Source organism: Streptomyces rectiverticillatus (assembly GCF_013394065.1).
GTDB classification, from domain to species: Bacteria; Actinomycetota; Actinomycetes; order Streptomycetales; family Streptomycetaceae; genus Streptomyces; species Streptomyces rectiverticillatus.
In genome coordinates, this window is sequence record NZ_CP040752.1 from 550,668 (window position 1) to 574,777 (window position 24,110).

19 protein-coding genes and 1 riboswitch are annotated in these 24,110 nt (G+C 73.9%); of the genes, 8 read left to right on the forward strand and 11 right to left on the reverse strand.

Annotation, left to right across the window (positions count from 1 at the left end; all coding sequences use genetic code 11):
• Positions 1 to 17 precede the first annotated feature (17 nt).
• From FGW37_RS02205 to FGW37_RS02225, 5 genes are all read right to left on the reverse strand, one after another.
• Positions 18 to 560 carry a helix-turn-helix transcriptional regulator gene (locus FGW37_RS02205; protein ID WP_179079491.1) on the reverse strand — a complete coding sequence of 181 codons (543 nt, stop codon included), beginning with the start codon at positions 558 to 560 and terminating at the stop codon, positions 18 to 20.
• Between the two features lie 202 nt (positions 561 to 762).
• A complete protein-coding gene (locus tag FGW37_RS02210) occupies positions 763 to 1,710 on the reverse strand; it encodes a DMT family transporter (protein ID WP_179079492.1) in 948 nt (315 codons plus the stop codon).
• 242 nt (positions 1,711 to 1,952) lie between these two features.
• The gene (locus FGW37_RS02215; protein ID WP_179079493.1) at positions 1,953 to 2,915 is read right to left on the reverse strand and encodes a LysR family transcriptional regulator; all 963 of its coding nucleotides are present in this window, start codon (positions 2,913 to 2,915) and stop codon (positions 1,953 to 1,955) included.
• Positions 2,916 to 2,928: 13 nt separating this feature from the next.
• Positions 2,929 to 3,846, reverse strand: a complete 918-nt coding sequence (locus FGW37_RS02220) for a TIGR03619 family F420-dependent LLM class oxidoreductase (RefSeq protein WP_179079494.1) — start codon at positions 3,844 to 3,846, stop codon at positions 2,929 to 2,931.
• 67 nt (positions 3,847 to 3,913) lie between these two features.
• Positions 3,914 to 5,305: an MFS transporter gene (locus tag FGW37_RS02225; RefSeq protein WP_246430219.1), complete on the reverse strand. Its 1,392-nt coding sequence runs from the start codon at positions 5,303 to 5,305 to the stop codon at positions 3,914 to 3,916.
• A gap of 83 nt (positions 5,306 to 5,388) precedes the next feature.
• Between FGW37_RS02225 and FGW37_RS02230 the strand changes: the two genes are divergently transcribed.
• Positions 5,389 to 7,059 (forward strand): glutamate--tRNA ligase, encoded by a 1,671-nt coding sequence (locus FGW37_RS02230; protein WP_179079495.1) that lies wholly within the window; start codon positions 5,389 to 5,391, stop codon positions 7,057 to 7,059.
• 73 nt (positions 7,060 to 7,132) lie between these two features.
• Here the strand turns inward: FGW37_RS02230 and FGW37_RS02235 are convergent, their stop codons facing one another.
• Complete coding sequence (locus tag FGW37_RS02235) at positions 7,133 to 7,696, reverse strand: LuxR C-terminal-related transcriptional regulator (protein ID WP_246430220.1); 564 nt, start codon at positions 7,694 to 7,696, stop codon at positions 7,133 to 7,135.
• A gap of 330 nt (positions 7,697 to 8,026) precedes the next feature.
• Here FGW37_RS02235 and FGW37_RS02240 point away from each other — a divergent pair, with 330 nt between their 5' ends.
• Positions 8,027 to 12,205, forward strand: a complete 4,179-nt coding sequence (locus tag FGW37_RS02240) for a type I polyketide synthase (protein ID WP_179079496.1) — start codon at positions 8,027 to 8,029, stop codon at positions 12,203 to 12,205.
• Between the two features lie 284 nt (positions 12,206 to 12,489).
• Positions 12,490 to 13,149 (forward strand): TetR/AcrR family transcriptional regulator, encoded by a 660-nt coding sequence (locus FGW37_RS02245; protein ID WP_179079497.1) that lies wholly within the window; start codon positions 12,490 to 12,492, stop codon positions 13,147 to 13,149.
• Between the two features lie 45 nt (positions 13,150 to 13,194).
• Here FGW37_RS02245 and FGW37_RS02250 read toward each other — a convergent pair whose 3' ends face one another.
• On the reverse strand, positions 13,195 to 14,484 hold the full coding sequence (locus FGW37_RS02250) for a sulfite oxidase (RefSeq protein WP_179079498.1): 1,290 nt from the start codon (positions 14,482 to 14,484) through the stop codon (positions 13,195 to 13,197).
• A 247-nt stretch (positions 14,485 to 14,731) separates the two neighbouring features.
• Here FGW37_RS02250 and FGW37_RS02255 point away from each other — a divergent pair, with 247 nt between their 5' ends.
• Positions 14,732 to 16,528 (forward strand): hydroxysqualene dehydroxylase, encoded by a 1,797-nt coding sequence (locus FGW37_RS02255; RefSeq protein WP_179079499.1) that lies wholly within the window; start codon positions 14,732 to 14,734, stop codon positions 16,526 to 16,528.
• Positions 16,529 to 16,613: 85 nt separating this feature from the next.
• On the opposite strand, the gene FGW37_RS02260 is transcribed toward FGW37_RS02255, so the two are convergent.
• From FGW37_RS02260 to FGW37_RS02270, 3 genes are all read right to left on the reverse strand, one after another.
• The gene (locus tag FGW37_RS02260; protein WP_179079500.1) at positions 16,614 to 16,838 is read right to left on the reverse strand and encodes a hypothetical protein; all 225 of its coding nucleotides are present in this window, start codon (positions 16,836 to 16,838) and stop codon (positions 16,614 to 16,616) included.
• 172 nt (positions 16,839 to 17,010) lie between these two features.
• Complete coding sequence (locus tag FGW37_RS02265) at positions 17,011 to 17,295, reverse strand: hypothetical protein (RefSeq protein WP_179079501.1); 285 nt, start codon at positions 17,293 to 17,295, stop codon at positions 17,011 to 17,013.
• A gap of 90 nt (positions 17,296 to 17,385) precedes the next feature.
• A complete protein-coding gene (locus tag FGW37_RS02270) occupies positions 17,386 to 17,733 on the reverse strand; it encodes a hypothetical protein (RefSeq protein WP_179079502.1) in 348 nt (115 codons plus the stop codon).
• Between the two features lie 214 nt (positions 17,734 to 17,947).
• Here FGW37_RS02270 and FGW37_RS02275 point away from each other — a divergent pair, with 214 nt between their 5' ends.
• Both FGW37_RS02275 and metE read left to right on the forward strand, forming a co-directional pair.
• Positions 17,948 to 18,340 (forward strand): hypothetical protein, encoded by a 393-nt coding sequence (locus FGW37_RS02275; protein WP_179079503.1) that lies wholly within the window; start codon positions 17,948 to 17,950, stop codon positions 18,338 to 18,340.
• Between the two features lie 80 nt (positions 18,341 to 18,420).
• A riboswitch (cobalamin riboswitch) is annotated at positions 18,421 to 18,631 on the forward strand.
• A 180-nt stretch (positions 18,632 to 18,811) separates the two neighbouring features.
• Positions 18,812 to 21,136, forward strand: coding sequence for a 5-methyltetrahydropteroyltriglutamate--homocysteine S-methyltransferase (metE, locus tag FGW37_RS02280; protein ID WP_179079504.1), 2,325 nt, complete (start codon positions 18,812 to 18,814; stop codon positions 21,134 to 21,136).
• Between the two features lie 63 nt (positions 21,137 to 21,199).
• Here the strand turns inward: metE and FGW37_RS02285 are convergent, their stop codons facing one another.
• Positions 21,200 to 21,955 (reverse strand): TetR/AcrR family transcriptional regulator, encoded by a 756-nt coding sequence (locus FGW37_RS02285; protein ID WP_218650562.1) that lies wholly within the window; start codon positions 21,953 to 21,955, stop codon positions 21,200 to 21,202.
• 107 nt (positions 21,956 to 22,062) lie between these two features.
• Here FGW37_RS02285 and FGW37_RS02290 point away from each other — a divergent pair, with 107 nt between their 5' ends.
• Entirely contained in the window at positions 22,063 to 22,308 is a 246-nt protein-coding gene (locus FGW37_RS02290) for a hypothetical protein (RefSeq protein WP_179079505.1), read from the forward strand.
• Between the two features lie 143 nt (positions 22,309 to 22,451).
• Positions 22,452 to 24,098 (forward strand): cytochrome bc1 complex cytochrome b subunit, encoded by a 1,647-nt coding sequence (gene qcrB / locus FGW37_RS02295; RefSeq protein ID WP_179079506.1) that lies wholly within the window; start codon positions 22,452 to 22,454, stop codon positions 24,096 to 24,098.
• The last annotated feature ends 12 nt before the right edge of the window (positions 24,099 to 24,110 follow it).

Consider the following 24,110-nt stretch of genomic DNA (forward strand, 5'->3'; position numbering starts at 1 on the left):
GGCCTCGCACTACGGGATCACGCAGTCAGCTGCTCCTGCTGCCGGGCCGGGGCGAGGGCGGCGGGCAGCGCGGCCCCGAGGGCGGGGGCGAGCTGGGCGCGGCGCTGGATGGAGAGCTTGCGGTAGGTGCGGGTGAGGTGCTGTTCGACGGCCCGGCAGGAGACGCCCAGGCGCCCGGCGATGTCCTTGTTGGTGTGCCCGGCCAGGACGAGGTGGGCGATCCTCCTCTCGTGCGGGGTGAGGGCGGCCGCAGCGGGCGGCGGGCTCTGGGCGGCCCCGCCGGTGAAGCCCGGCCGGCCGTAGGCGACGTTCCAGTTGCGGATGCGGGACTGGGCGACGAGGGATTCGCGGACGAGGGGGTCGGGGCGCAGGGCGCGGTGCAGGGAGATCTCGTCGGGTGCGTCGATGAGGAGGATCTCCCCTCCTTCGCCGTCCCAGGGGCCGCCGCCGATGAGGGTGCCGCGGGCGGAAAGGGCGTGCAGGTACGCCTCGTGAGCGCTCCACAGGCGGCTGAAGCGGCTGTCCAGCGTCCTGAAGGTGCGCTCGACTACGTAGGTCATGGCGAAGTCCTCGGGGTTCCGTCGCGCCCGGTCGCCGGGGAAGGGGAAAAGGTTCGCCGGCGGGCGCGGGATGGGGTGGGTGAAGACGCGAAGGGGGCGGGACGGCGGGGCACGTCGCCCGCGGGGCGGTGCGTGCTTCCCGAGTCCCGCCCCCTGGGGGCGACGCCGCCGGGGGGCGGCCGTCGGCGCGGTGCCGGCAGGTCTACTTCGCGCCTGCCGCGGGGGCCGTGCCGACCTGCGGGGCCGGGGCGGCACCGGCGTCCCGGGAGGCGGGGGCCGGGGCGGGCTTGCGGCGCAGCAGGGCGGTGGCGGCGAGGACGGCTGCGGTGCCCAGCAGGACGGTCCAGCCGATCGGTTCGTCGAGGAAGACGGCGCCCAGGACGACGGAGACGACGGTCATGAGGTAGATGACGGTGGCCGCCGCGGCGGCGCCGTCCTTGGTGATGATGATGGTGTTGAGGAGGACGGCGAAGCCGGTGCAGACGACGCCGAGGATGATCAGGGCGACGACGGAGTCGGTGCGCCACTCGACCGGCTCGAGGCCGATGAAGGGCACGGCGACGAGGGTCATGACGGCGGCGATGGCGAGCTGGCCGCCGGCCAGCATGAAGACGGGGATGCCGCGGCCGGCCAGGAAGCGCCCGACGTAGGCGAAGCTGCTGCCGAAGCTGATCGCGCCGAGGACGAAGCAGATGATGCTGCTGGTGGAGGCGTGCGTGCCCGCGCTCCAGGGAGCGGCGACCAGGACGACGCCGAGCAGGCCGATGAGCATGCCCCAGCCGCGGGCGGCGCCCAGGCGCTTCTCGGAGCCGAGGAGGACGGCGGCGCCCAGCGTCCACACCGGGCCGGTTCCGCTGACGATGCCGGCGATGTTGCTGGAGCCGGTGCGCTCCCCCTCGGCGAACAGCAGCCAGGGGACGGCGTTGCCGAGGAAGGCGGCCACGGCCATGTGCCCGAGGACCTTCTTGTCGCGCGGGAACCCCTGGCCCTTGGCCATGCCGATGGTCAGCAGGACGCCGGCGCCCAGGACGAGGCGGACGAAGACCATCTCCACGGGGGAGAAGGCGTATCCGGAGATTTTGATCCACAGGAACACGGAGCCCCACAGCAGGCTCAGTGCGGAAAGCCGCAGGACGGCACCCTTCGACATGATTCTCCTCGGCGTCGCGGCGCCCCGTGGACATCGCTTCCATTCGGGGCATTTCGGTCTCATGGAGGGCAGGGCCGGTCCGGGCGCAACAAAGGAGATCCGGGGGGAGTTGCGGCGCCGGGAACGGCCGTGCCGGGCAGAGGCCCGGAGGGATGTGCGGCGGCCGGGCTCTGGGAAGAGCCTCACACCGCCGCCCCCGCGGCGTCCATCGAGGGATTCTTCCGATGACCGTGAAGGCCCGCTTACGGTTCGCCGCCCTCCTGCGCGCGGGCCGTCGCAGCCGCCTGTGCCAGGGCGTCGACCACGGCTGCGACCTGGGGAAGCCTGCCGTCGCCGGCGCGGACGGCGGCGAAGACCTGCCGGCAGGGAGCGTCGTCGAAGTTCTTGACGACCACGCCCTCACGGGCCGCGGAGCGGGCCAGGCGCGGTACGAGGCTGATGCCCATGCCGTGGCGGACGGCCGCGAAGGTCGCTTCCCAGTCGCCGATGGCGTGGGTGGCGCGCGGGGTGAACCCGGCTGCGGCGCAGGCGGCCAGGGGGATCTCCTGGCACATGCCGGCCGTGGCGAAGATCCACGCCTCCTCCGCGAGGTCGGCCAGCGTCAGCGCCGGTGCCTCCGCCAGCCGGTGGCCGAGCGGCAGGGCGACGTCGAAGACCTCCTGCATGAGGGGGAACTTCTCGAACCGCGGGTCGCCGGCGGGAGCGGCGGGCGACTCGACGGCGATGACCACGTCGGTGCGTCCGTCGGCGAGCATCTCGAAGCTGACCGGCGGGTCGACCTCGGCGAGGGTGGTGCGCAGCTGGGGCCGGCTCTCCTTGAGGAGGGCGGCGGCGGGCAGGATCAGCGGGGTGAGGGTGGTGGCGAAGCCGGCCACCGACACCTCGCCCGTCTCCCCCTCGCGCCAGGCGGCCACCGCTTCGTGGAGCCGGTCGGTCCAGGTGAAGATCTCCTCGGCGTGGCGCAGCACGATGCGGGCCGCGCCGGTCAGGCGCAGGCGGCGGCCGGCCGGTTCGGTCAGGCGCACCCCCAGCTCCTTGGAGAGGGCGGCCAGTTGCTGGGACACGGCGGAGGGGGTCAGGTGCAGGGCGGCGGCGGCCGCGCTGACCGTCTTGCGGCGGTCGAGCTCCGCGAGGACTCTCAGCCGTCGCAGGTCGATGTCGGGGTGGCGCGGCGCCGGGGCCGCGCCGGTGGTGGGTGTGGTCATGCTGCGGGCAACATCAGCGCAGGCGCTGCTGTTCCGGGTCGATGACCGTGCGGGCGAGGGTCTCGAGGGCTGCGAGGTCGCGTTCGTTGCGTGCGGGGGTGCGGGGCTCGCCGGGGAACGTCGGGTCGAGGACGACGGTGGGCGCGCCCAGGGCGTCGAGGAGGGCGAGGTCCTCGCGGATCTCCTCCAGGCTGCCCTCGCCCAGCAGCCTGCCGTTGCCCAGGGGGCGGGCGGTGACGCGGAGTTTGATGCGGGGCACGAGGGCGGGGACGGGCAGGCCCAGTTCCGCTGCGGTCTTCTCCAGGGCGGGCAGGCCGTGGCCGGTCAGCCACCGGGCGGTGACGGAGGTGGGGTGCCAGGCGTCGCCGAAGCGCACGGCGCGGCGCATGGCGCCGGGGCTGTGCCCGCCGACCCACACCGGCGGGCCGGGCCGCTGCAGCGGCAGCGGGCCGGTGTGCAGGTGGTCGAAGGAGACGAATTCGCCGTGGTGGCTGACCACTTCGTTCGCCCAGCAGGCCTTGATCACGGCGAGGTACTCGTCGCTCCGGGCACCGCGGCGGGCGTACGGGACGCCGAGGGCGGCGAACTCGGCCGGGGCCCAGCCGGCGGCGGCGCCGAAGACGAAGCGGCCGCCGCTGAGCCGGTCGACGGCGGCGGCCGTGCGCGCGGTGAGGACGGGGTGACGGTAGGGCAGGATCGTCACGGTGGTGCCCAGCCCGATCGTGCGGGTGGTGCCGGCCAGGTAGGACAGCACGGCGAAGGGGTCGTAGAACGGGGCGGCGAACAGGCGCTGCACCTCCGGCGTGGGGGCGACGTGGTCGGACACCAGCAGGTGGTGGTAGCCCAGCTCCTCCAGACGCCCGGCCCACTCCCCCAGGGTCTCGGGGGTCGCGCCGGGGCCGTAGTTGGGGACGTTGACGCCGAACTTCACGTGTTTCTCCGATCGTTTCGCGGCCGGGCGCGCAGGACGGTGCGGGGCCTGGGGCTGATCACGGGGCTTACTGCGGGGTCGCCGGCAGGTCCCGGGGGGCGGCGCGGGCAGCGGTGCCGGGCGCGGTGTCGGGCGCGGCGCCGGGCCCGGGCCCGTACCGGAGGCCGGCGAGGTGGACGGCCAGGGCGAGGACGGCGCACCCGGCGGCGGCCAGGGGCAGGGCGCGGGGGGCGAGGCCCGCCGCGAGGGCCGCACCGCCGAGGGCGGCGCCGGCCGACCCGCCGAGGTAGGTGGCCGAGCTGTTGAGGGCGAGTGCCGCGGCACCACGGGCGGGTCCGGTGGCCAGCAGGCGGTGCTGCTGGGGCACGACGAAGGCCCAGCCCGCCGCGCCCCACGCGGCCAGCAGCGGCCACAGCCACACCGGGCCGGGGACCAGAGGGATCGCCGCCAGGACCGCTGCCAGCGCGGCCAGCAGCCATCCGGTCAGCAGGCCGGGGCGGGGGATGCGGTCCAGCAGCGGACCGATGGCGAGGCTCCCGAGGACGCCGCCCAGCCCCCACACCCACAGCCCGACGCCGCCCGGTCCCGTGCCCGCGGCCTCCAGCACCGGCAGCAGGTAGGTGTACAACCCCAGGCCGGCGACGGTCTGGCAGAAGGTGGTCAGCACGGCCGCGGCGGTCCGCGGGTCCTTCAGCTGGACGACGCGTTCGGCCGGCGAAGGCGGCGGCGGGGTCTGCAGGGAGGGCAGCAGGAGGGCGGAGCCCAGAAGGGCGGCGGCGCCGACGGCGGTCACCAGCCACAGCGCGGAGCGCCACCCGGTGTGGCCGGCGAGCAGCAGGCCCGCGGGGACGCCGAGGACGGTGCCGCAGCTCAGCCCGCCGAGGACCAGGGCCAGGGCCCGGCCGCGGCGTTCGGGCCCGGCCAGGAGGGCGGCGGCCGCCGCGGCGGCGGGCATGAAGACGCCGGCCGCCGCGCCCGCCGCCACGCGGGTGCCCGCCAGGGCGAGCACGCCGGGCGCGGCGGCGCCCGCGGCATTGGCCAGGGTGAACACCGCCAGGGAGACGAGCAGCGTCCGGCGCATGCCCAGGCGTCCCAGCGCGGCCTGCGCGAGCGGGGCGAGGAGTGCGTAGGAGAGGGCGAAGACGGTCACCAGCTGCCCGGCCGTCGCGGCGGACCCGTGGAAGTCGCCGGCGATCTGCGGCAGCAGTCCGGCGGTCATATAGGCATCGGTGCCCACCGCCAGGGCGCCCAGGGCCAGCAGGCTCACGCGCAGCACGTCCACATCCCTTCTGCCGGCCTCGGCGAAACCCACGGGCTCCTGGGCCTCTACGGGCTCGCCGGGCTCTTCGTGCGCCCCTTCGCCGGGGCGACCGGGAACAGCGTGGCTCACCGGCGGGCGCTGCGGGCCGTCGCGGAAGGCGGAGGGTTCGGGTTCCCACATCACCGTCGCGGCGGGCACGGGGCCGGGAGGGCGGGGCGACCTAGGGTCGGCAGCCGGACACCCGCTCTCTTCATCACCGTTGCACGACGGAAGGATGTGCCATGCAGGACCGTGACGTCATCGATTCGTGGTTCCCCGCCGACCTGCGCTCCTGCGAGGTCTGGGAGGAGCACTTCGCACCGCGCAGGCTCCCCCCGGACGCCCACGTGACGCGTTTCGCCCCCAGCCCGACCGGGTCGGTGCACCTGGGCGGGCTGTACGTGGCCCTGCTCGCGCAGGAGGCGGCGCAGCGCAGCGGCGGCACCTACCTGGTGCGCATCGAGGACACCGACAAGCGCCGGGAAGTCGCAGGTGCCGCCGAGGAGTTCGAGCGGGTCTTCGGCTACTTCGGCCTCGTCCCCGACGAGGGCGGCGCCCGGCAGGGGGCGTGGGGCCCGTACGTGCAGTCGCAGCGGGAGGGCGTCTACCTCAGCTACGTGCGCGAACTCGTGCGCAAGGGGCTGGCGTACCCGTGCTTCTGCTCGCCCGAGCAGCTCGCGCGGAACACGGCCGAGCAGCAGCGCACCCGCTCACCGATCGGCTACTACGGCAAGTGGGCGCACTGCCGCGGGCTGGGGACGGACCGGGCACAGGAACGGATCGCAGCGGGTGAGGAGTTCACCGTCCGCTTCCGCTGCCCCGTGGGGCTGCCCGGGCGGGTGCGCTTCCGCGACCGTGTCCGCGGTGCCCTGACGATGCTCGACAACGGCAACGACATCGTGATCCTGAAGTCGGCGGAGCAGGGCCGGCGGCTGCCCACGTACCACTTCGCACACGTCGTCGACGACCACCTGATGCGGGTGACCCTGGTGATCCGCGGCGACGAGTGGATCTCCTCCCTGCCGGTGCACCACCAGCTCCACCGTGCGCTCGGCTTCACCCCGCCCCGGTACGCCCACATCGCCCCGCTGATGAAGGTGGAGGGCGCCGGCAGGCGCAAGCTCAGCAAGCGCAAGGACCCCGAGTCCGCGGCCGCCTTCTACGTGACCACGGGGTATCCGGCTGCGGCGGTGCGGCACTACCTGCGCGGCCTGGCCAACAGCCGCCTGGCGGACCTGCCGGCCGACCGCGCCCGGACCGAACCCGTACGCCTGGAGGAGGCGGGGGCGGCCGGGCCGATGGTGGACCTGGGCAAGCTGCGCTCGGTCAGCCGCGACTACATCGCCTCGCTGCCCGCGGGCGACGCCCTCCGGGAGCTGTCGGCATGGGCCGAGGGGCACGACGCCGAGCTGGCCCGCGTGCTGCACGCCCGGCGGGACCTCGCGCTCCAGGCCCTGGAGATCGGCCGGAGCGGCACGGGAACGCCGCGCAAGGACCTGGCGTGCTGGAGCGAGTTCCGCAGGGCCTACGGGTTCTTCTTCCCGGAGCTGCACACTCCGGTGCACTCGCTGGACGACCTCCGGCTGGGCCTGCCGGCCGGGCAGGTCGCCGATCTCGTCACCGACCTCGTCGGCAGCTATCGCCACGCCGGGCCCGCGGAGGACTGGTTCGCACAGTGGCGCGACCTCGCACAGCGGCACGGCTTCGCGCCGGACGTGCGGACCTACAAGGCCGGTCCGCAGGCCTTCCACGGGTCGGTGCGCGAGGTGATCAACGTCCTGCGCGTGTGCGTGACGGGCACGGGCCGCAGCCCCGACCTCTTCCAGATCGCCCGCGCGCTGGGCGAGGCGGAACTGCTGCGCCGCATCCGCCCGCTGGCGGCCGCGGCGGCCGCCGCCCGTGCCGCCGTGTAGGGGCGCCCGAAGGCGTGAGCGTGACGCCGGGCGGGCCGGAGATCTCCGGCCCGCCCGGCGTCATGTGCGCCTTTCAGCTGATGGCGGCGAGTTCACCGGCCCGGGGCAGCTCGCCCTGGATGGCGACGGCGAGCTGTGCGCGACGGCTGATGGACAGCTTCCGGTAGATCCGGGTGATGTGCTGTTCCACGGCCCGGGGCGAGACGGCGAAGTGCTCGGCGATCTGCCGGTTCGTCAGGCCCGCCAGCATCATGCGGGCGACGCGCCACTCATGGGCGCTGAGGCCATGGGCGCCGAGTCCGCCCGGGCGCTCCGGGGCCGCCTCCGGCTCCTCCCCCGGCGCCCGGCGGGTGTCCGTCCGCGCGTGTTCGGCGGCTTCCACCAGGGCTTCCAGGGCTCTGATACGCGTCTGCAGGACGAGATGCTCCTGGACGTAAGGGTCCTCGCACAGCACCCGCTGCAGCTCCGTCCGGGTGGCGGCCTTGACGACGAGCATCTCGCCGCAGCCCTCCTGCCAGGAGCCGCCGTGCAGCAGGACGCCCAGGCGGGACATCCTCCGCCAGTACGTGCGGTGCGCAGGTCTCGTCAGCCGCAGGCGGTCGTCGTCCCGGAGCTCCCTGTCGACCAAGTACCTCACGATCATCTTCCCCCGTTCAGTTGTGGACTCACGAATAAATTTATATTTGCATGCAATCTTGAACTCAAGCCCAACTTTTCGGGAGAGCCGCATCACAGCTCCGATGGCGACCGGTACCGCAAATGCTGATCAACAGGCATGCAGCGGGCAGTTCATGACGGTCGTTCGGAAGGTCCAAGAAGAGACCTTGAGGACAATATTGATCTCCAGTGCATCTTTGGACCACAATCACTTCGCCGGGGGCCGTCGGTCGCTTCTCCTCTCCGCAGCCCCTCCGCTCCGCACACGTTCGGAAAAGACCTTCAGCACTTGACCGAGGTGGGGTTTCACATGGACGCCTTCGCTCCCGAGCACACCGTCGCCGTGGTGGGGATGGGATGCCGGTTCCCGCAGGCCGCCGGAATCGACGAGTTCTGGCACAACCTCGTCGCCGGGCGGGACTGCATCACAGCCGTCCCCCGCGAGCGGTTCGACATAGCCTCGTTCCACGCCGACACACCGGGCACGCCGGGGAAGACCGTCTCCCGGCACGGCGGCTTCCTGGACGACCCGTTCTCCTTCGACGCCGCCTTCTTCGGCATCTCGCCCGCCGAAGCCGCAGGGCTCGACCCCCAGCACCGGCTGCTGCTGCCGGTGGTCTGGGAGGCGCTGGAGTCCGCCGGCATCGCCCCTTCCTCCCTGGCCGGCAGCAGGAGCGGCGTCTTCATCGGGCAGGCCACCGCGGACTACGCCGACGGGGCCGACCCGGCCGGGCACACCCTCGGCGACGTCACCGGAAGCCACCTGCGCGCGATGGCCGCGGGCCGCATCTCCTACGCCCTCGACCTGCGCGGCCCGAGCGTGACCCTGGACACCGCCTGCTCGTCGTCCCTGGTCGCCGTGCACGCCGCACGCCGGAGCCTGCTCAGCGGCGAGACCCGGCTGGCCGTGGCCGGAGGCGTCAACGTCATCCTCTCCCCGCAGGACGCCATCGCCTACTCGCAGGCCTCGATGCTCTCCCCCGACGGCCGCTGCAAGTTCGGCGACGCCTCCGCCGACGGATTCGTACGCAGCGAAGGGGCCGGTGTCGTCGTCCTCAAACTCCTCGCGGACGCCCTGCGGGACGGCGATCCCGTCCTCGCCCTGCTGACCGGCAGCGCCGTGACCAACGACGGGCGGGGCAGCGGCCTGCTGCTCAAGCCGGCGGTCTCCGGGCAGGTCGACATGCTCACCGCCGCCTGCGCGGACGCCGGGATACGCCCCGCCGACCTCGCCTACGTCGAGGCCCACGGCACCGGCACGCCGGTCGGCGACACGGTCGAACTGCGCGCCCTGGCCCGGGCCCTGGAGGACCTGCCCGCCGGACGGCGGATACGCACCGGCTCGGTCAAGAGCAACATCGGCCACACGGAGGCCGCAGCCGGCATCGCCGGGCTGATCAAGACGGTCCTCGTCGCCCGCCACGGCCTCGTCCCCGCCTCCCTGCACCGGCGCACCCCTCACCCCCTGCTCGCACGCCCGGGCTTCCCCGTCGAGGTCGTCACCCGCAACGAGCCCCTGTGCCGGGAGGAGGGCTCCGCCGGGGACCCGGACCGGCAGGTGGTGCTGGGGGTCAGCTCCTTCGGCCTGTCCGGCACCAACGCCCACGTCGTCGTCGCCCGGTACGAGGCCCTCCCGGCCCCGCTTGCGCCGGCACTCCGGCAGCCGGAGCCGTCCCGGGCGCGACCCGTCCACCTGCTCGTCCTCAGCGCCCGCTCCCGGGTCTCCCTCGAGCGCCTGGCCGCCGCCTACGCCGACCACCTCGGCCCGGACGGCGCGGGCCGGGACCACCGGCTGCACGACATCTGCGCCACCGCCGCCCTCCGCCGCGACGCCCACCCCTACCGCCTGTGGGCCACCGGTACGGACCACGACGACCTCGCCCGCACCCTGCGGGACCTGGCCGCGGGCGCCGCCACTCCCCACGGCGCCTACGGGACGGGCGTCTTCGGACCGCCGCGCCGCACGGTGCTCGTCTTCCCGGGGCAGGGCTCGCAGTGGGCGGGCATGGGCCGGTCCCTGCTGGCCTCCTCCCCCGCCTTCGCACACGCCCTGCACGCCTGCGCCGAGGCCGTCCGGCACGAGACCGGCTGGTCGCCTGCCGGCCTCCTCACCGCCCCGGCGGACGCCTTCCCGACCACGGTGGACAAGGTCCAGCCCCTGTTGTGGGCCATGGAAGTCGCCCTCGCCTCCCACTGGCAGGACATGGGCATCACCGCGGACGTCTGCGTGGGGCACAGCATGGGAGAGGTCGCCGCCGCCGTCGTCTCCGGCGCCCTGACCACCGAGCAGGGGGCGGCCGTCATCTGCCGTCGCAGCCGTCTCATGCAGAACGCGGCCGGGCGCGGCGGCCTGCTCGCCACCGAACTGGCGGGTCCCCAGGCGCAGGAGATCGCCCGGCAGGAGGGCCCGGGCGTGAGCGTGGCCGCGGAGAACGCCCCCACCGCCACCGTCCTCGCCGGAGACCTGGCCGCCCTGCAGCGCATCAAGGACCGCCTGGACTCCGCGGGCGTCTTCAGCCGCTTCGTCAAGGCCGACGTCGCCTCCCACTCCCCCTTCATGGACGGGCCCGCGGCCGAACTCACCGGACTGCTGGCGGATCTGGCCCCCTCGGCCGCCGGTACCCCCCTGCACTCCACCGTCCGCTGCGCGCCCGTGGACGGCCACGAGCTGGACGGCTCCTACTGGGCGGCCAACCTGCGCGAACCGGTGCGGTTCCACGACAGCGTCCAGGCCCTGGCCAAGGCCGACGAGTCCGTCTTCATCGAGGTCAGCCCCCACCCCGTCCTCACGGCCGCCATGGAGGAGACCCTCCGCGAGGCCGGTGCCGGCGGTGCCGTCGTCGCCTCAGCCCACCGCGACGGCGACGAGAGCGCGGACCTGGCCTCGGCGCTCGGGCGGGTCTTCACCGCAGGCGGCGGCGTCGCATGGGAGCGCTGGTTCGGCGGCCCGGCCCGCCACGTACCCCTGCCCGCCTACCCCTGGGACGAGCAGCACCTGCGCCGTGCCCCCGTCACGGACTCCGGCAACGGCTCCGGGCCGGCGGGCGGCGTCACCGCCGACTTCCCCCAGGACGCCCGTGCCGCCGCCGTCTCGCTGCGCGGCCTGATGCCCGTCCCCCCGGTCGTCCACCTGCGGGCCCTGTACGAGGCCGTCACCGCCGCGGCGCGAGGGCAGGCCGCCGCGGACGACCGGGCGGAGCGCGAGGGGGACGGAGCGGAGCGCGAGAGGGGAGGGCTCTTCGTCATCAAGGACGCACGCCTCGCCGCCGGGTCCGCGGGCATCACCGCCGCCGGCGGGCTGACCCTCCGGGCCCGCCTGGGCAGCCCGCTCGAAGGGGCCCGCCCCGCGCTGGTCGAAGCCGTGCCCACCACGCGCGGCGCGGTCGCTCCGGTGACGTGCCTGACCGCGACTGTGCATGCGCTACCGGGCCCCGGCGAGGCCGCCGACGCCGCGTCCGGCACATCACCCGTCTCCGTCGCATCAACCGTCTCCGTCGCATCCGGCGCTCAGGGCGGGCCGCGCCGTCTCGAGGACGCCGTCGGCGCGGCCCTCGCACGCTGCCGCTCCTACCAGACGCCGGGCCGGTTCCTCCTGGGCGCGGCGCAGCGCGGCTACGGCATCCCCGGCGCCTACGCGGGGACGCTGCAGCACCTGTGGCGGCGCAACGGGGAATCGGTGGCCTATGTGGCCCGCCCGGACGGCCTCGGGCAGGCGGCCTGGGAGGCGTGCCTGCTGCCGCTGCTGGCCGCCGTGCCCACGGGTCTGCCCGGCCGTCACGCCTTCCACCCCGTGTCCTTCGACGAGGTGCGCTTTCTGGGCGAACTGACGCCTCGCTTCTGGGTGATGAGCACTTTCACCCCGTTCCAGGCGGGTGAAAGAGCGCTTGCCCATGTGGTCGTCGTGGGAACGCACGGCGGAAAACTGGCCGAATTCCGTGGCATCCGGCTGCGGCGCCTTCCCGGGGCCGCCGGCACCGGTTCACGGACCGGTGCCGCACGACGGCTGCCGGAATTCGCGGCCCATCTTGCGGAAGGTGCGGCACAGGCTCCCCGGGCCCTGGCTTCCGCGCTGCGCGGAGTCATGGACCCGGTCCGTACGCGCGCATTCGGGAATTCCGCCGCTATTCCCGCACGCGTTCCGGCGAAACCCGTCTCCGCCGCCCATCCGGAACCGCGATCCGGCCACGAAGCGGAAGGCCCTTCCCAGTTGCCCGCACGGACGGGCCGGGGTGCCGGCCCCGAGGCGGCTGCGGACGCGGCCGGGCCGACGGCACTGGTCCAGGGCGCGGCCCGCCTGTTGGCCATGACCGCCGACGGCATCGACCCCCGGCGTCCCCTGCGGGACTATGGCCTGGATTCGCTCATGGCCACCCGGCTGCGTCAGCAACTGCTGGCCGAGCACGGTCTGGTGGTGTCCGTCTCCCGGCTGCTGGGCGGGGAGAGCGCCGAGCGCCTGGGCCGTGAACTGCTAGGAGCCGAGGCCGTCTAACCGGAAGGCGGACGGGCTTTGTCCGGCGGGGATACGGCGCACGACGCGGTATCCCCGTCTCGGCGTCACGACTCCTTCACACATCATGAACTTCCAACCATTCATGGATCGTGGTACAAGTAGATCGCCAGACGGGGGCGGGTCTTCATGTCAGAGGGCGAGCGCACCGCGTCTGCAAGGCGACGGCGTGATCATCCATTCGCGGCGGGGCGGATTTGCCGATGCGCCCCGGCAGCTGGCATGCGAGGCAGTGAGCCGGACAGCAGGAAACAGCAGGAGCAGCCATGGATGACACGCCCCCGACCACGGACGGCGCCCCCCTCGGGCGCCGCGAGCGCAACAAACTCAAGGTCAGGAGCCGGCTTTACGAGTCCGCCCTGAAGCTCTTCACCGAGAAGGGCTACGAGCAGACCTCCGTCGACGAGATCGCCGAAGCCGCGGACGTCGCGCGCGGCACGTTCTTCAACCACTTCCAGCGCAAGGAAGACCTCATCAGCGCGTGGGGGGAACAGCGGCGCACCCGCCTCAGAGCAGGTCTGAGCGCCTCCGTCACCGGCCGTCAGGAATGCCTGCGCGTCGCACTGGAGCGGTGCATGCGCATCCTGGCCGACATCAACGAGGCGGAGCGGGACGTCACCCGCTCCATGCTGATGGCCTGGGTGAAGGCCGGCCGGCCGATGCAGGAGGCGCCCTACGCCGGCGAGATATTCGCCGAGGTCGTCGAAGCCGCCCGCGAACGCGGCGAACTTCCCGAGGGCGTCAACGCCTACCGCGTCGGCTGTCTGCTGCGCGACGTCTACCTGGGCACGCTCTACCGCTGGTCCCAGGCACAGGGCCAGGACGCCCACCTGGATCTGCGCACCGAACTGCACGCCGTCTGCACCATCATCCTCGACGGGGTCCTCCCCGCCGGGCGGTTGGAGCCCGCCACCGTTTCCGGCTGACGAACGGGCGGGCCCCGCGACGCAGGACGGCGGCCCCGGCCGGGGTCAGACGACCTCGACGGGGTGGCGGACCGCGGCGTCGAAGAAGTAGCCCTGCTCGTTCGGGACGGAGCGGGCGGGCTGAGTGTTGCCGGCCGAGTCCGTGGCCCGGGCCAGCAGGTGGGCGGGGCCGGTGGCGCACGGGTGCCAGGACGTGCTCCAGCGCACCCAGCCGCCCGGGCGCGGGGCGTCGTGCAGCCGGGCCGGCCGCCACGCACCGCCGCCGTCCGTGCTCACCTCCACCCCGCGTATCCCTCCCCGCCCCGACCACGACCGCCCCGTCAGCCGGTGCGCGCGGCCCGCGGCGAACACCGCGCCGGGCGCGAGCTCGAAGGCGCTGCGGACCGGCTGGCTGGTCAGCGGTGCGCTGCCGCCGGGCGGGTGCGCGGGGCCGAAGAGCCGGTAGAAGACGGTGTTCCACGGGGAGAACAGCGGGCGGTCGGACACTTCGATGTCGCCGACCCATTTCACGGACGCGATGCCCACCCAGGACGGCACCACCAGCCGCACCGGACTGCCGTGGTCGGGGATGAGCGGGCGGCCGTTCATCTCGTACGCCAGCAGGACGTCGTCCAGGGCCTTCTCCACCGGCATCGGCCGGCGCACCCGCCCGTGGTCGGTCCCTTCGGTGACGAACGCCGCGTCCAGACCGCGCGGCATCACGTCCACCGCCCGCGGCGAGAGGCCCGCCAGGCGCAGGACGTCCGACAGCCGCGCGCCCCGCCAGCGTGCCGCTCCGACGGCGCCCATCGTCCACGGGGTACCGCTGACCGGGTCGCCCTGCTGGGTGGTGAAGTAGCTCCGGCCGTTGCCTGCGCACTCCAGGCACACGCTGGAGGTCACGGCGGGCAACGCGCGCAGGTCCGCGTACGAGAACTCCACCGCACCGCCGCGCAGCCCGCCGCCCCACACCGTAAGGCGCCACCGGGCGGGGTCCAGGAGGGGCGTCGCCGTGTGGTTGCGGACGAAGAACCGGTCGACCGGGGTGTGGTAGCCCGTGCCCCGCAGCGCCGCCCAGTTCGTCTCCGCGTTCGTGCCCCGGACCGTCAGCAGTCCGGGGGGCAGCGGCTTGACGATCCCCGGAGCGCCCGGCGTCTCCGCAGCCGCAGCGGGCCCGGCGACGGCGATTCCCGGGAGCGAAGCCACGGCCCCAAAGGCGCTCACCGCTCCCAGGAGGCGCAGCACGCCCCGGCGGGAGACCCCCTCCCCCACCGCATCTCCCGACAGGAACCGCCGCAGCCTGTCACGGTCGTAGGCGCGCTCGTCCGCGCCGGATCCGCGTCTCGCCGTTCCCATCCGAGCTCCTCCCCGAAGAGCGGGCCGCAGTGCCCACCACACGCTAGGCGACGCCGACCCCGCAGTCCCCACGGCAAATCAGCCACCACCGGCTGCCGCTCCACGCCGGACGCCGCCGTGACCCGATCGGTGGAGTTCCCCTCCGTTACCACCCCCGCCCCGCACCGGCCGCCTACCGTCGTCCCGGACCACCGCACCGCCCTCTCCTCCCTCTCCCACCTGTGCAGCACGCGAAAGGTGACAGCAGATGGCCGACGCTTCACGCCGGGATCTCCTTCGTTACGCCGCGGCCGCCGCCGGGGCGGCGGGTCCGCTCGCCGCGCTCGCACCGGCCGCCGAGGCCCGTCCCGCAGGGCGCCGCGCACCGGCCGGGCGCCGGGCGGGGCGGCGCGTGGCCGTGCTGGGAGCCGGGGTCGGCGGCATGACCACCGCCCACGAACTCGCCGAGCGCGGCTTCGACGTCACCGTCTACGAACGCCGCGCCGTCCCCGGCGGCAAGGCCCGCTCGCTGTACGTGCCGCACACCGGCACCGGGGGCCGCCGGGACCTGCCCGGCGAGCACGGGCACCGCGGGGTCTTCGGCTTCTACCACAACCTCCCCGACACGCTGCGCCGCATCCCGCGGCCGGGCGGCGGCTCCGTCTTCGGCAACCTGACCACGGTGAAGTGGATGGAGCTGTCCCGCACCGGCAGCCGGGTCGACCTCCCCGTCCCCCTCCAGCCGCGGAAGCCACCCCTGGGAGACCTGGGGCTGCTGGTGAAATCGGTCGCCGGCGCCCTGGAGCTGACCCTCCACCTGCCGCCGCAGGAGGCGGCCTTCTTCGCCCGGCGGGCCGTGATCCTCTTCACCAGCTGCGACGAACGGCGGTTCGGGCAGTGGGAACACGTGGGCTGGTGGGACTACATCGAGGCCGGGCGCATGTCCCAGGACTACCAGCGCCTCCTGGGCGGAGGGGTGCAGCTCCTGCAGGCCCTCCGGCCGGCGACCGCCAGCGCCCGCACCTGCGGCCAGGGCCTGGAGTCGATCCTCTACGACCTGGCGGAGCGGGGCAGCGACGGGCCCTTCGACCGCATCTTCGACGGGCCCACCAGCGAGGCGTGGATCGACCCGTGGGCGGCCCACCTGCGCGGCCTCGGCGTCCGGTTCGCCTTCGGCTGGTCCGTCGAGGCGCTGGAGCTGCGCGACGGCCGGATCGCCGCGGCCCGCGCCCGCACCCCCGACGGCTCGTCCGCCCGGATCGAGGCGGACTGGTTCGTCGCCGCGGTCCCCTCCGACCGCGCGTCCGCGCTCTGGGACCGCGCCCTGCGCGCCGCCGACCCGCGCCTGGCCGCGATGGACGGCCTGCAGCAGACGTGGTGCAACGGCATCCAGTACTTCCTACGCCGCCCGGCTCCCGTGCTCAAGGGGCACATCGTCCACGTCGACTCGCCGTGGAAGCTGGTATCGGTCCCGCAGTCGCGGTTCTGGCGCGCCCCGTTCGCCCGCACGTGGGGCGACGGCGAGGCACAGGAGTCGCTGTCGGTGGTGATCTCCGACTGGGACACCCCGGGCGTCGTCCACGGCAAGCCGGCCCGGCGGTGCACGCGGGCGGAAGTGGCCCGCGAGGTGTGGGCGCAGATGCAGCAGCACGTCGGCGGCGCCGCCGGAAAGGGGCTGGCCGACGACCTGGTGCACACCTGGTACCTCGACGAGGCGATCGCCGAGGACGGCCGCGGCGGGCTGACCAACGACGACCCGTACCTGCTCAACACCGCCGGCTCCTGGGAGCTGCGTCCCGACGCCACGACAGCGGTCGGCAACCTCTTCCTCGCGGCCGACTACGTACGCACCTACAGCAACATCGACTTCACGTCCATGGAGACGGCGAACGAGGCCGGACGGCGCGCCGCCGGCGCAGTGGTCACGGCGGCGGGGGCCGGGGGTGCGGCGGACGTGCCGACGTTCGCCGGCTACGAGGCGCCGGAGTACGCGGCCCTGAAGGGCGAGGACCTCCGCCGCTGGCGCCGGGGACTGCCGCACGTCCTGGACACGCCGCGGCACTAGCCCGCCTGCGTCCGGAGGACCCGGCCACACGGGCCGGACCAGGGGCTGAGCCGCACCGCCGGACGGACCGCGGCGGTCGGCACGCCTACGCCCCGCTGCCGTCTCCGCCCTCGACGACCCGCCGGGCCGCCTCGCTCTCGGCGGCGGCCGGCGACAGCTCGCTCAGCGTGTCGAGGTCGGTGTCCTCCCGCAGTTCCTTCTCCCAGGCGGCGGCCAGCTTCTCCTGCTGCTCGCGCGGCCGCCGGCCGACCTCCTCGCGGTGAGCCGGGCTCAGGGCCTCCAGGAATCGCGCGACATCGTCGGTCGGCATGGGTTCTCCCTCATCAGCGTCGACGGGCATCCCCTTCCCGGCGCCGGGAGGCCACCGACGGGCCGGGCCTGCCCCTTCACCTGAAAGGGGACGGGTCCGGCGCCGGCAGGCGGAGCACGCGGGCCGTCCGCTCCCGGGGGCCGGGAGCGGGCGGCCCGCCGGGCGGGCCCTGCTACTCCTGCCGCACGTACAGCAGCAGACGGGCGAAGAGGCCGGGCCGGGCGGGCGGTGCTCCGCGGGGCGCGGCCGGCTCGGCCTCCGCGACGGGGACACTCGCGCCGGGCCCGGCGGGAGGCTTCTCCCCGGCCGGGGACGCGGGTTCCGCACCGCGCAGGGGGCTCGTGGTGCCCGGAGGGTGCTCACCGTCGGTGGAGGCGGGCTTGGGTTCTGGGCCGTGGGCGCGGTAGACCTGGGCGCGCAGATACGCACTCAGGACACGCGCGGGATCGAGGGGCATGACGTCTCTCTGCTCTCGTGCCTGCCGGTGTGAAGGGAATGCCGCACGTGTACGCCTGCCCCGGACGGGCAGGGGCCGGCGCGGGCCTTCTCAGCAGCGCAGGACGTCGTTGCGCGCGGGGCCGGCGGACGACGCGGGGCCCTCGGGGTCGGCCAGGGGCGACAGCGGGCAGGACGGGGCCGCCGGCGAGGCGGACGCCCGGAAGGGCGGGAGGCAGGAGCGCCTGGAGGGCGATACCGAGGAGCGGGGCGAACGGGTGTCCGCGACGCAGTCGTCGGTGGCGGCGAACTCCACGGAGACGGAGCTCTCCTCCGCGGGGCCCAGGGCGTAGACCGTACCGCTCCCTCCGGAGAACAGCAGGAGGACGGAGACCAGCACGGCGACGACGGCCCGCACGGCGGGCCGCCACGGCAGCGGCTCAGGACTCCACAGGTTCATGCACTAAGCGTAATCAGTCAATTACTTTCGGCGCATTCCACCGTTCGGGTGAGGCCGTTGAATCGGACGCTGCATCTTCGTGCGGGAGCCGGGCACCTGGCCCGGATGGTCGCACAGCCCGCGCCGGAGCACCCGGGCGCGCCGTACGGTCGAGGCAGGGCCTCTCCGCTCGGCGGCGGACCCCGAACACGGCCAGGACGGCGAAGGAGGAGCAGTGACGGATGCCCGGGAGAGTGCGGACCACGTCAGCGTGCATCTGACGGACTGCGGCCACCAGGACGCGGGCGCCGTCTTCGGCGTCCTCGAGGCGGTCTTCCCCGAGGCCGGGCCGCCGCGCGGCGAGACCGGGCCCGGCGCCCCCGGCGCCGGCCCCATGATCTGGTGCATGAGCGTCGACACCCGGACGCGCACCGGCGGCGACGCGGTGCAGCCCGCGGGGACACCCCTGGCGGGCACGGTGACCGCCGATCTCTTCGGCGCGGCGGACCCCGTCCGCCAGGTCAAGGAGGAGCTCGAACGGGCCTTCGCCGTCGAGCACCGCGGGCACGTCTCCGGCGAGCACGAGATGGAGCTGCGCCTGCGCCTGGCCACGCTAACGGCCTCCTGAGGAAGGCCTGTTCGCGCGTTACGTGTCCCATGCCACAGTCCGGTATCCGAACAGGTCTGTCCGTGGGCCCGTCCGGCACCATATGGTGACGGTGCAGCCGGTTCGCCCTGCTCGCCAGGCAGGCGCGTCGCAAGAGGGAACCCGGTGGGAATCCGGGACTGCCCCGCAGCGGTGAGCGGGAACGACCGCCGTCATACGCACTGGATCCGCACGGATCCGGGAAGCGACGGCCAGTAGGTGCCCTATGGCGTGCCCGCGAGTCCGAAGACCTGCCGACTGCCCGTGCGCTGCCGAGCGCACGGAGATCCCGGTGACCTCGAGGGCGGGTCGGCGCACATACCAGGCGGGCACGGACGGCGGCGCACACGCGACCGCACTCCGGTGGCAACCCGCCCGGTTCCGTCGTTCCTTCGCGCCTTCCGCCCGTCCCCCGGGGTCATGGACGCACGCACGCTCGCGAAGGAGAGTTCCGTGACCAGCAAGTCCGCAGCCGCGGCAGCCCAGGCCACCGTGTACGGCTATCCCCGTCAGGGCCGCAACCGTGAACTGAAGAAGGCGATCGAGGGGTACTGGAAGGGCCGCGTCACCGCGGGCGCCCTCCGGGACACCGCCGCCGCACTGCGCCGCACCAATTGGCAGCAGCTGGCCGATGCCGGCGTTCACGAAGTGCCCACGGGTGACTTCTCGCTCTACGACCACGTCCTGGACACCAGCGTCATGGTCGGCGCGATCCCCGCGCGGCACCGCGCGGCCGTCGAAGCCGACTCCCTCGACGGCTACTTCGCCATGGCCCGCGGCACCCAGGACGTGGCGCCGCTGGAGATGACCAAGTGGTTCGACACCAACTACCACTACCTGGTCCCCGAGCTCGGCCCCGATACGGTCTTCACCGCGGACTCCACCAAGCAGGTCGCCGAGCTGAAGGAAGCCCTGGCCCTCGGCCTGACCCCCCGTCCGGTCCTCGTCGGCCCCGTCACCTACCTGCTGCTGGCCAAGGCCGCACCCGGCGTCGCCGCCGACTTCGAACCGCTCACCCTCCTCGACCGGCTGCTGCCGGTGTACGCCGAGGTGCTCGCCGACCTGCGGGCCGCCGGGGCCGCCTGGGTGCAGCTCGACGAGCCCGCCCTGGTCCAGGACCGCTCCCCCGCCGAGCTGAACGCCGCCGGCCGCGCCTACCGCGACCTGGGCGGCCTCACGGACCGGCCCCGGCTGCTCGTCGCCTCCTACTTCGACCGGCTCGGTGAGGCCCTGCCCGTCCTCGCCAAGGCCCCCGTCGAGGGCCTCGCCCTGGACTTCACCGGGCCCGCCGCCGCCAACCTCGACGACCTCGCGGCCGTAGGCGGACTGCCCGGCAAGCGCCTCCTGGCCGGCGTCGTCAACGGCCGCAACGTGTGGATCAACGACTTCGAGAAGTCCCTGTCCACCCTCGGCACCCTCCTCGGCCTCGCCGACCGCGTCGACGTCTCCTCCTCCTGCTCCCTGCTGCACGTCCCGCTGGACACGGCGGCCGAGCGGGAGATCGACCCGCAGATCGTGCGCTGGCTCGCCTTCGCCCGCCAGAAGACGGCCGAGGTCGTCACCCTGGCCCGCGGCCTGGCGCAGGGCACCGACACCATCGCGGCCGAACTGGCCGCCAACCGCGCCGACCTGGCCTCCCGCTCCGGCTCGGCCATCACCCGCGACCCGGCCGTGCGCGCCCGCGCCGCGGCCGTCACCGACGCCGACGGCCGCCGCTCGCAGCCGTACGCCCGGCGGGCGGCCGCACAGCGCGCCCACCTCGGCCTGCCGCTGCTGCCGACCACCACCATCGGCTCCTTCCCGCAGACGACGGAGCTGCGCACCGCCCGCGCCGACCTGCGCGCCGGGCGGATCGACGAGGCCGCGTACGAGCGGCGCATCGAGGCCGAGATCCGCGAGGTCATCTCCTTCCAGGAGAAGGCCGGCATCGACGTCCTGGTGCACGGCGAGCCCGAGCGCAACGACATGGTGCAGTACTTCGCCGAGCAGCTGACGGGCTATCTGGCCACGCAGCACGGCTGGGTCCAGTCGTACGGCACGCGCTACGTCCGCCCGCCGATCCTCGCCGGCGACATCTCCCGCCCCGAGCCGATGACCGTGCGCTGGACCCGCTTCGCCCAGTCGGTGGCGGGCCGCCCGGTCAAGGGCATGCTGACCGGCCCGGTCACCATGCTCGCCTGGTCGTTCGTCCGCGACGACCAGCCGCTCGGCGAGACCGCCCGCCAGGTGGCCCTCGCCCTGCGCGACGAGGTGAACGACCTGGAGGCCGCCGGGACGTCGGTGATCCAGGTGGACGAACCCGCCCTGCGCGAGACGCTGCCGCTGCGCGCCGCCGACCACGCCGGGTACCTCGCGTGGGCGACCGAGTCCTTCCGCCTGTCCACCAGCGGCGTCCGGCCGGACACCCAGATCCACACGCACATGTGCTACGCGGAGTTCGGCGACGTCCTCCAGGCCATCGACGACCTCGACGCCGACGTCATCAGCCTGGAGGCGGCCCGCTCGCACATGCAGGTCGCCGCGGAGCTGGCCGTCACCGGCTACCCGCGCGAGGTCGGCCCGGGCGTCTACGACATCCACTCCCCGCGCGTCCCGGGGGCGGACGAGGCGGCGGCGCTGCTGCGCAAGGGCCTGGAGGCGATCCCCGCCGAGCGCCTGTGGGTCAACCCCGACTGCGGTCTGAAGACCCGCGGCTGGCCCGAGGTCCGGTCCTCCCTGGAGAACCTGGTCACGGCGGCCCGCACGGTCCGGGCCGAGCTCCCCGGCCGGACCTCCTGACGGTGAGATGACGGGAGGGGGCGGCGCCGGGCGACCCGGCGTCCGCCCCCTCCTGCCGCGCCGTCAGTGCACGGGCAGGATCCGGCCGAGGTGGTAGTCCAGCGTCGTCCGGACGTCGGCGAGGGTGCGCCGGCCGTGGAGCACGTCCATGCCCAGCCCCGTCACCCCCGACACCAGCAGGTCCGCCTCCCGTCCCGGGTCGGTGCCGGGCGCCGCCCCCGCCTGTGCGATCAGGCCGGCGACGAGCTGCTCGACGGGCTGGGAGGCGTGCAGGAAGACCTCGGCCAGCGCCGGGTCGGTCAGGCTGCGCACGTAGTACGCGACGAAGACGCGCAGGGCGCTGCGGCGCTGCTCGTCCAGGGGCAGGAACTCGTTCAGGACGGCTCCCAGCACCGCCCGCAGATCCGCCGGGTCGGGCAGTGCGGCCATGCGCGCCCGGGCCCGCCGGTCGTTCTCCTCGTGCAGCAGGTGCAGTGCCGAGACGAGGAGGCCGTGCTTGCTCCCGAAGTGGTACTGGACGACGCGCAGTGAGACCCCGGCCTCGGCCGCGACCTCGCGCATGCTGGCCGCCTCCAGGCCCCGCTCCGCCGCGATCCGCCAGACGGCCTCGGCGATCTGACGCCGCCGCCCCTGCCCCGCGCCGCCGGCGAGGGGCTCCCCGGCCGCGGCCGCCGCCGCGCGGCCGCCGCGCTCGCCGGCCCGCCGCCGGTACGCCTTGGCCTGGCAGCTCCGCGAGCAGTAGACGGGCGGGCGGCCCCGGACGGCCACGGCGAGCGGCGCGGCGCAGACGCGGCACCGATCCTGATTTTCGTCACGCACGAATACAGCCTACCGCTTGCTTAAATGCGTGACGAAACCCGACATTCTCCCCCTTTTCATTGATACAGTCGTATCACCGAAACGGAACTCCGGCCGGAGGAGGCGGAATGAACGAGGGCTGGTACAGGCTCCTGTCCATCGTGGTGCTCATCGTGGGTGTCTGGGAGGGCCCGATGTCGATCGTCTACCGGCTCGTCAGTGACGACGGGGGCACGGTTCTGCGCGCGGCGAACTATCTCCCCTCGCCCTGGTGCTACGTCGTGGCGACCGCGGCGGCGCTCTTCGCGTACGGCGTGCTGGCCGTCCTCGACACGGGGCGCAAGAAGGCGCTGGCCCGCCAGAACGCCGCGTAGCGGCCTCCGCGGCCCCTCCCTCCCACCGCGCGCTCCGGGTGACACCCGGCGGTCATGCGGTTGAGCTCCGGGCGCGCCGGTTACCCATCAGCCGCGGTCCCGCGCGCGGAAGCGGGTGCCGGAGGCGACAGGGAGCGTGACGGGTGAAAGAGAAGGTCCGGGAGGCGGCCCTGACCGGCTTCGTGGCGCTGGACCGGCGGCTGCCGGCCGCCGAGGCGGCCAAGGCGCTGCTGCGCAAGGCGTTCCCCGACCACTGGTCGTACCTGCTGGGGGAACTCGCCCTCTACAGCTTCGTCGTCCTGGTGCTCACCGGCTCCTACCTCACGCTCTTCTTCGATCCGGGCATGACACAGAGCGTGTACGACGGGCCGTACGAGCCGCTGCGGGGGATGCGGATGTCGCAGGCCTACCTCTCGACGCTCGACCTGAGCTTCGAGGTGCGCGGCGGGCTGCTCATGCGGCAGGTCCACCACTGGGCCGCACTGATCTTCGTGGCCGCGATCGCCGTGCACATGCTGCGCGTGTTCTTCACGGGCGCCTTCCGCAGGCCCCGGGAGATCAACTGGATCGTGGGGCTGACACTGTTCGTCCTCGCGCTCCTCGAAGGGTTCGCCGGCTATTCGCTGCCCGACGACCTGCTGTCCGGAACCGGGATGCGGACGGCCCACAGCATCGTGCTGTCGATCCCGGTCGTGGGCACATATCTGAGCTCGTTCATCTGGCGCGGGCCGTTCCCGGGGCATGTGATCATGCCCCGGCTGTACGTCGTGCACGTGCTCTTCGTGCCCGGCGTGCTCATCGCCCTGATCACCGTGCACCTGCTCCTGGTGGTCTACCTCAAGCACACCCACTGGGCGGAGCGCGGCCGGACCAACCGCAACGCGGTCGGGACGCCCATGTTCCCGCAGTTCGCCACCAAGTCCTCGGGCCTGTTCATGATGCTGTTCGGCCTGCTGACCGCGCTCGGCGCGCTCGCGCAGGTCAACCCCGTGTGGGCCTACGGGCCCTACCGCGCCGACCAGGTGGCGACGGACGCCCAGCCCGACTGGTACGTGGGGTTCCTGGAAGGGGCTCTGCGCGTCATGCCCCCGTGGGAGAGCGTGCTGTGGGGGCACACCTTCATGTGGAACGTGCTCATCCCTGCGGTCATCCTGCCGGGCGTGCTGTTCACGGGCCTCTACCTGTACCCCTTCATCGAGAAGTGGGTGGCGGGCGACCGCAGCGAGCACCACCTGAGCGACCGGCCCCGCAACCAGCCCGCCCGGACCGCCCTCGGAGTGGCCGGCATCGTCTTCTACAGCGTGCTGCTGGCCGCCGGCGGGAACGACGTGATCGCGTTCTCCTTCCGGGTCTCCGTCAACACCCTGACCTGGATCTTCCGTATCGCGGTGGTCGCCGGTCCGGTGCTGGCCTTCTGGGCCACCAGGCGGATCTGCCTCGCCCTGCAGGCCCACGACCGCACGCTGCTGACCGAGGGCCACGAGAGCGGGAACGTCGAGCAGGACGTCCAGGGCGGGCTCGGCGAGGGCCACGTGCCACTGTCCGCCGCCCGCGGCTACCACCTGATGGTGCGTGAGATCCCGCGGCCGCTCGCGGCCCCCGCCGGGGAGCTGCCCCGCAGACAGCGGCTGCGGCTGGCCCTGAGCTCGTGGTACTACCGCGACCGCGTGGAGATCCCGGTGACGCCCGAGCAGCGGCGGGCGATCGAGGAACGCACCGCCGCCCCGCTCGAGCCCGGCGAGCCCTCCCCGCCCGCCGGACCGAACGCGCCGGCCGAGCGGGGCTCGTAGGCGCACCGCGGG